The organism is Pseudomonas petrae (assembly GCF_021728295.1).
GTDB lineage: Bacteria > Pseudomonadota > Gammaproteobacteria > Pseudomonadales > Pseudomonadaceae > Aquipseudomonas > Aquipseudomonas petrae.
The window spans coordinates 45924-52143 of sequence record NZ_JAKJXE010000008.1 but is presented as its reverse complement, the minus strand read 5'-3'; the positions used below and the strand labels follow the sequence as shown (position 1 = coordinate 52143).

The following is a 6220-nucleotide window of genomic DNA, read 5'->3' as shown; positions in this document are numbered from 1 at the left end:
TCTTTCACCTGTTTGTATCGGCAAGGCTCAACCCGCAGGCAGCGCAGAGGCGGCCCACAACGTTGTGAGAAAAGAGTGGGTGGCCGCTGACGACCACCGCTGTGACGGGCTTTGGCGTAAACCCCGGGCTTAGCGCGCCAGCTTGAGTGCCACGCGAGGCTCAACCTGTGCCGGCGCGTGTCCAGCGCGCGCCGAACACGGTTGCGCCTGGTCACCGAAGATCGATTCGACGACTTCCTGAGAGCGGATCGCCAGCACCGACAACAGGGTGTCGCTCAAACCGTGACTGTCTTCGCAGCAACCCTGCAGGAAGATGCCCGCCTCGCTGCCCGGGCTCAGGGGCAAGCGATAATGACGGTCGACGTTGGCCCCCTCGATGTATTGCTGAATGCCCGAGAGCAGTTCCAGGTGATAGTCGCGGCGGTAACCGGTGGCGAGCACGACGACGTCGAATGACTCGCTGTGCATCTGGTCATGGGGCGCATCGCGCAGGAACAATTCGATGCCATCGCTGGCGACTTCGGCGTGGACCACTTCACGGTTGGTGAGCATGCGGTGACGCTCTTCGCCGCGCACCTTCTGCTGGTACATGCGCTGGAAGATGGTTTCGATCAGGTCGGTGTCGACCACCGAATAGTTGGTGTTGCGGAACTCGTCGAAAAGCGCGACGCGACGTTCCTGGCTGTGATTGAAAATGGTGTCGGTGAACGACGGGTTGAAGATCTGATTGACGAAGGGGCTGTCATCGGACGGTTTCAGCGCGCTGCCACGAATCACCAGCGTCGCCTCGACGTTGTCGAAACGCGAGGCGAGGTCTTCGAAGATTTCCGCCGCGCTCTGACCGCCGCCGACCACCGCCACACGCACCGGGCCGGGACGGTTGGCGAGGAGTTTTTCGATGCCGCCGCGATAGCCGGCAGAGTGCAGCACGCGCGCATCTTCAAGACCGTCGAAGGCCGCCGGCGACTGGGGAATGCCGCCGATACCGAACACCAGATTGCGCGCGCGACGACGGGAGATTTCGCCGTGCTCATCCCGGGACAGCACGTCCATGGCGACAAAGCGGCCATCCTCGAAATGCGGTTCCACCGACATCACTTCCGCGCCGTAATGGGCTTGTTCGTTGAAGTGCGACGCGGCCCAGGTCAGGTAGTCGGTGTACTCCTCGCGCGTCGGGAAAAAGGTCTTCAGGTTGATGAAGTCCTGCAGGCGGCCGCGCTCGTTGAGGTAGTTGACGAAGGTGAAACGGCTCGCCGGATTGCGCAGGGTCACCAGGTCCTTGAGGAAGGAAATCTGCATGGTGGAACCGTCGATCAGCATGCCTTCGTGCCAGTTGAACGCCGGCTTTTTCTCGAGGAAACAGACGTGGGGCGCCAGACCGCTGCGCTGGGCATGCTCCTGGGTGGCAATGGCCAAAGCCAGGTTCGACGGGCCGAAACCGATGCCGATGAAGTCGTAGACGAGTTCCATGCTTCCCTCTCGTAGCGCGATGCGCGATCGACTCCGGCAGGCCGCGCGATAAAGTCGCTGGCGCCGGATGGCCGTTCACGCAGATCAAAAATGTTTAAGACTGATTCTCATTAACATGACGACTGAGGCTGACGGCTGTTTAGTCCCGGTCGCGGAAAACTCTTACAACGTCTCTACTGTTTTCATCCGGTAGGCGGCGCCGATTTCTTCCACCGCGTCGCGGCTGGCGTTTTCCCGGCGATCGCCCTGCAGTTCAATGAGCTGCCCGGCCTCCATCTTCACCAGGCGGTCGGCCAAGTCGAAATACGGGTCGTCGTGGCTGATGGCGAACACCGTGACGCCGGCCCTTTTGAACATTGGCAGCAGCTCGCGGTAGAAGAAGCGGCGGAACAACGGGTCTTGGTCGGCGGCCCACTCGTCCAGCAGCAGAATGTCGCGCTTCTCCAGCAGCGCGAGCATCAGCGCCAGGCGCTTGCGCTGCCCCTGGGAGAAGCGCGTGTCGAGCAAGTGCCCGTCGGCGAGCTGCACCTTGTGCTTCATGTGCAGTTTTTCCAGCCAGTGCTCGACGTCAGCGACATCGGCGTTCTGCCCATCGGCGCCGAGCAATTGAGCAAACAGGTGGAAGTCGGTGAACACGCTGGCGAACAGCTGACGGTAGGCCAGCCAGTCATCCGAACCGATGACCTGGCCGTCGATCAGGATCGCACCCGCCGACGGTCGATACAGGCCGCTGAGCAAACGCGCCAAACTGGATTTGCCGCTGCCGTTGCCGCCCATGAGGAACACCGTTTCGCCCCGGCGCAGGGTCAGGTTGACGGGGCCGACATCGAAACCGGGCTCGTCGCCCTGGGGCGCATAGTGGTATTCGACGTCACGCAGTTCGAGGGTCTGCCAGTGGCCGGCGATGTGGCTTGGCGCGACGTCGAAGCTTTCGTGGTGCTCGGCCAGGGCCAGCGACTCGACTTTATCCAGCGCCACGCGTCCGGAGATCTGCGCCGGAATGGCTGCCACCGCCAGCACCAGCGGCGTGCGCATGAACAGCACGGTCAGCGCATAGGTCGCCGCCACTTCAGTCGGCGCCCAGCCCAGGCCGTTGGCCAGGTAAAACGCCAGGCCGATGGTGCCGAGGACCATGATGTTGGCCCAGTTGCTGGCGAGGCCGTGATAACGGTCGGCCAGGGTGAAATGCTCGCGGTAGCGCTGAGCGGCGACATCGAAGGTTTCGTCGTACAGCCGGCGCGCGCGGTCGCGGTTGAGGGTCAGCTCCTTGCGCCCGTCGATCACGCCTTGGTAGCTCTGATAGAGCTTGTCTTCGGACTCACGCAGGGCGCGGATGTGCGCGTTGAGTTTGCCCACCAGCAACCAGCCGACCCCCAACGTGAACGCCATCCAGCACAGCGTGGTGATGAACAGCGACGGCGACAGCCAGGCCAGGTAACTGAACGACGCAACGCTGAGCACCGAGCCGTAGATCAGGTCCGGCAGTTGCACGAAGGCCATGGTCACGGCGCGAATGTCGCTGGACAGGCTGGCGAAGATCTTCGCCCCGCCGATGGATTCGATACGCTCGATGTGGGTGTCGAGCAGGCGCTTGACCATCACCCGGCGCAGGCCGTATACGAACCGATGGCCCAGCGCGGTCAGCGACAACGACGCCCCGGACGCCAGCGCCAGCAGCACGGCGAGCATCAGGCCGAATTGCCACAGCGCAGTGCCGAGGCCTTCGTGGCTGCTGATCATGCGTTGGTTGACGAAGGCAATCACGCCGACGCTCAACAGCCCGCTGCTGACGCTCAGCAGCAGCACCCATGCAAGCGGCCAGCGGTATTGCTGGAAGACCAGACGAACTAATTTCATGAATGACTCCGGGCAGTGAAAACGGGGAAATGAAGCGGCGGTGCCTAGATCTCGCCGAGCCGCGCGCGGCAGTGAGACAGGGTGTCGCGCAGGAGGAAATTGACCATGGTCGGCGAGGTGCCGATGACCTTGGCCACGTCGCGCTGGGTGTAGCCCTGGATCTGGCTGAGGTCGAAGACGATGCGCATGCGCTTGGGCAGTTCGTTGAGCGCACCGACCAGTTGACCGAGGGACTCGCGACCGGCCAGCACGCGTTCCGGGGACACCTCGAAACGTATCTGCTCTTCATGCTCGGCTTCGGCGCCGTGGTTGCGTTCGAGACGCTGGCGGCGAAGACGGTCGATGGACAGATTGCGCACAACGCGAAACATGTAGCGCGCCGGTTCCGCAGAGGCCAGGTCGCTTTCGAGCATCTTCACGAAAGCGTCCTGGACCACGTCTTCGGCGCGGGCGCGACAGCCGAGGAATTTTGCCGCCAGCCGCAGCAGCGCTTCGCGGTGGGTGTTGTAGGTGCCCATCAGCGCGTCGAGGCGCGGGTCTCTCGCGCCACGGGTGGCGCCAACACACGGTGAGCAGAGCCGGGTGGGCTGGCTCATTGCAGGGCGAAAATCCATCTTGTTCGACATCCCTGGTAACAAAGGAACGCGAAGGATAACGCAAACGATTCTCATTGCAACGTAAGAAAGTTTACCGACTGGTGAAACTTTATCGTCGATACCCGAGTCGTTTTGGCCCTGCCGTTCTCATTTCATCAGGCGCAGCTCCAGGTATTGCAGGAGCATGATGGTCTTGCCGTCATTGATTTCGCCGCTTTCCACCATGGCGATGGCCCGCTCGAAATCCAGCTCCAGCACTTCGATGTCTTCGCCCTCCTCTTCCAGTCCGCCGCCGTCGCCGACCCGATCGTCGGCCTGGTATTCGCCGATGAAAAAGTGAATGCGCTCTGTCACCGAACCGGGGCTCATGAAGGCGTCGAAGATCTTCTTCACCGAACCCACGACATAGCCGGTTTCTTCCTCGGCTTCCAGTCGAATGCGTTCTTCAGGACTGGCGTTGTCCAGCAACCCTGCTGCCGCTTCGATCAAATAACCACTGTGGCCGTTGACGAAGGCCGGCATGCGAAATTGGCGGGTCAGCACAACGGTGCGCCGTTCCAGGTTGTACAACAGAATCGTCGCGCCATTGCCCCGGTCGTACACCTCGCGGGTCTGCGATTGCCAACTGCCGTCACGGCGTTGCAGCTCGAAGCTGTACTTCTTGAGCACGTACCAGTTGTCGGAGAGGAGTTGTTCATCGGTGATGCGGATGAAGTTAGGGGGCATATAGCGGTCCTTGATGAATGCGTTTTTTGATATCAATTGCCGGCGGTGATCCCGCTGATTCAACTGCCACTGGTAATCCCACTGATTCAACGCAATCACTCTGTAGGCGCCGGCTTGCTGGCGAACCCGCTGTGTCAGCCGCTGCGAGGGTGAATCGCCCACCGCGTTCGCCAGCAAGCCGGCTCCTGCAGGTCTTGAGTCCGACGCAGTTCCACAGTGCTACGGAGGTTGAGTGTAGGAGCGCGCTTGCCCGCGAAAGCGTCGGATCAGGCAACGCCTTGGTAAAGGGTCAAACACGCGCGCGACCCGCAAAAACCCCGAACTATTGTTTCCATCGATTGCCAACATAGGCACGAACGCCGTTCAGTTTGCTCGTGCAAATCCGGATGATGGCGGCACTGATTAACCAGACAAGGATTTGCCCGCAATGTCCATCAACATGACCATTCTGTTGGCCCTCATCGTTTCGTTCTCTATCGCCCTGGTGGGAGTGGTGCACATCTGACGCTGTCTGTAGCCGTGCAGTAAGCGCCGAAGCCCGGTCCAACACGCCAGACCGGGCAATCATCGTCACTCGTCGCTCTTTATTCGTAGAAAGCAGCCACCGTCTCCTTGCTGCCGACAAAAAAACTGTCGGCGACGATGCGCAGCGGTTGCAGGTCCAGATCGCTTTTACCCGCGTCGATCAGTCGCGCGAAGTGCCCGTACATGGCCGGGTACTCGCCCTCCTCCGATACGGTCTGCGCCACGCCGTCAATGCTGACCTGCGCGCCCCCCGCGTCCAGGCGCATCACGCCTTCATTGCAGTGCAACTCGATGCTCCACTGCTCGTTGACGCTGTGGTCGAAATCCAGTTCGGCAATCACCTGCACGTCCCGACCTGCGCGCATCTGCAACGACGCTGCGATGGGCGACTGGCAGTTGCTCGGCACGCTCAGATTGGCAGACTCGACGAACAGCGCGCGGGGCAGCAATTCGGTCACGATCGACAACGCGTTGATCCCCGGATCGAACACACCCAGCCCACCCGCCTGCCAGATCCAAGCCTGGCCCGGGTGCCATTTGCGCACCTGCTCTTTCCAGTCAATCCGCACCTGCTTAAGGATCTTGCCCTGCAGCCATTGCGCCGCGTTGCTCACCCCCGGGGCGAAGCGGGAATGCCAGGCGAACAGGCCGCTGACGCCCGCTGCGTTGACCTCGTCGATCAGGGCAAGCGCTTCGCCCAGGGTCGAGCACGGCGGTTTTTCCACCAGCACGTGTTTGCCGGCCTTCAGCGCCTCTTCAACCAGCGCAAAACGCCCCTGAGGCGGCGTGCAAAACGCGATGGCGTCCACCGCCGGTCCTTGCGCCAGCAGCTCAGCCAGCGAGCTGAAATTGGGCACGCCCGGACAGTGCTGACCCAGCGTCGCCACGGCCACCAGCTCAAACCGGTCACTGGCTCGGATCGCCGGCACGTGCTGGTCCTGGGCGATCTTGCCGTAACCCACCAGCCCTAAACGAATTGGATGCATCGATGACTCCTGTGATGTTGTCGTTGTTATGACGGACGCGCCCCAGACGGGACGCCCTGA

5 protein-coding genes are annotated in these 6220 nt (G+C 61.7%); all 5 read right to left on the bottom strand.

Annotated features, from left to right (window positions below):
• Positions 1-129: 129 nt before the first annotated feature.
• Positions 130-1470: a lysine N(6)-hydroxylase/L-ornithine N(5)-oxygenase family protein gene (locus tag L4G42_RS15345; RefSeq protein ID WP_237254000.1), complete on the bottom strand. Its 1341-nt coding sequence runs from the start codon at positions 1468-1470 to the stop codon at positions 130-132.
• Between the two features lie 162 nt (positions 1471-1632).
• Entirely contained in the window at positions 1633-3327 is a 1695-nt protein-coding gene (locus L4G42_RS15340; RefSeq protein WP_237253999.1) for a multidrug ABC transporter permease/ATP-binding protein, read from the bottom strand.
• 44 nt (positions 3328-3371) lie between these two features.
• The gene (locus L4G42_RS15335; RefSeq protein WP_237253998.1) at positions 3372-3923 is read right to left on the bottom strand and encodes a sigma-70 family RNA polymerase sigma factor; all 552 of its coding nucleotides are present in this window, start codon (positions 3921-3923) and stop codon (positions 3372-3374) included.
• A gap of 147 nt (positions 3924-4070) precedes the next feature.
• Positions 4071-4826, bottom strand: a complete 756-nt coding sequence (gene nudK / locus L4G42_RS15330) for a GDP-mannose pyrophosphatase NudK (protein WP_237253997.1) — start codon at positions 4824-4826, stop codon at positions 4071-4073.
• 407 nt (positions 4827-5233) lie between these two features.
• Complete coding sequence (locus tag L4G42_RS15325) at positions 5234-6160, bottom strand: Gfo/Idh/MocA family protein (RefSeq protein ID WP_237253996.1); 927 nt, start codon at positions 6158-6160, stop codon at positions 5234-5236.
• Positions 6161-6220: the final 60 nt, after the last annotated feature.

Bases quoted from the DNA above. Each gene is read 5' to 3' on its own strand.
- L4G42_RS15345 (WP_237254000.1), bottom strand. From the start codon at position 1,470: ATGGAACTCGTCTACGACTTCATCGGCATCGGTTTCGGCCCGTCGAAC.
- L4G42_RS15335 (WP_237253998.1), bottom strand. From the start codon at position 3,923: ATGAGCCAGCCCACCCGGCTCTGCTCACCGTGTGTTGGCGCCACCCGT.
- L4G42_RS15325 (WP_237253996.1), bottom strand. From the start codon at position 6,160: ATGCATCCAATTCGTTTAGGGCTGGTGGGTTACGGCAAGATCGCCCAG.
- L4G42_RS15340 (WP_237253999.1), bottom strand. From the start codon at position 3,327: ATGAAATTAGTTCGTCTGGTCTTCCAGCAATACCGCTGGCCGCTTGCA.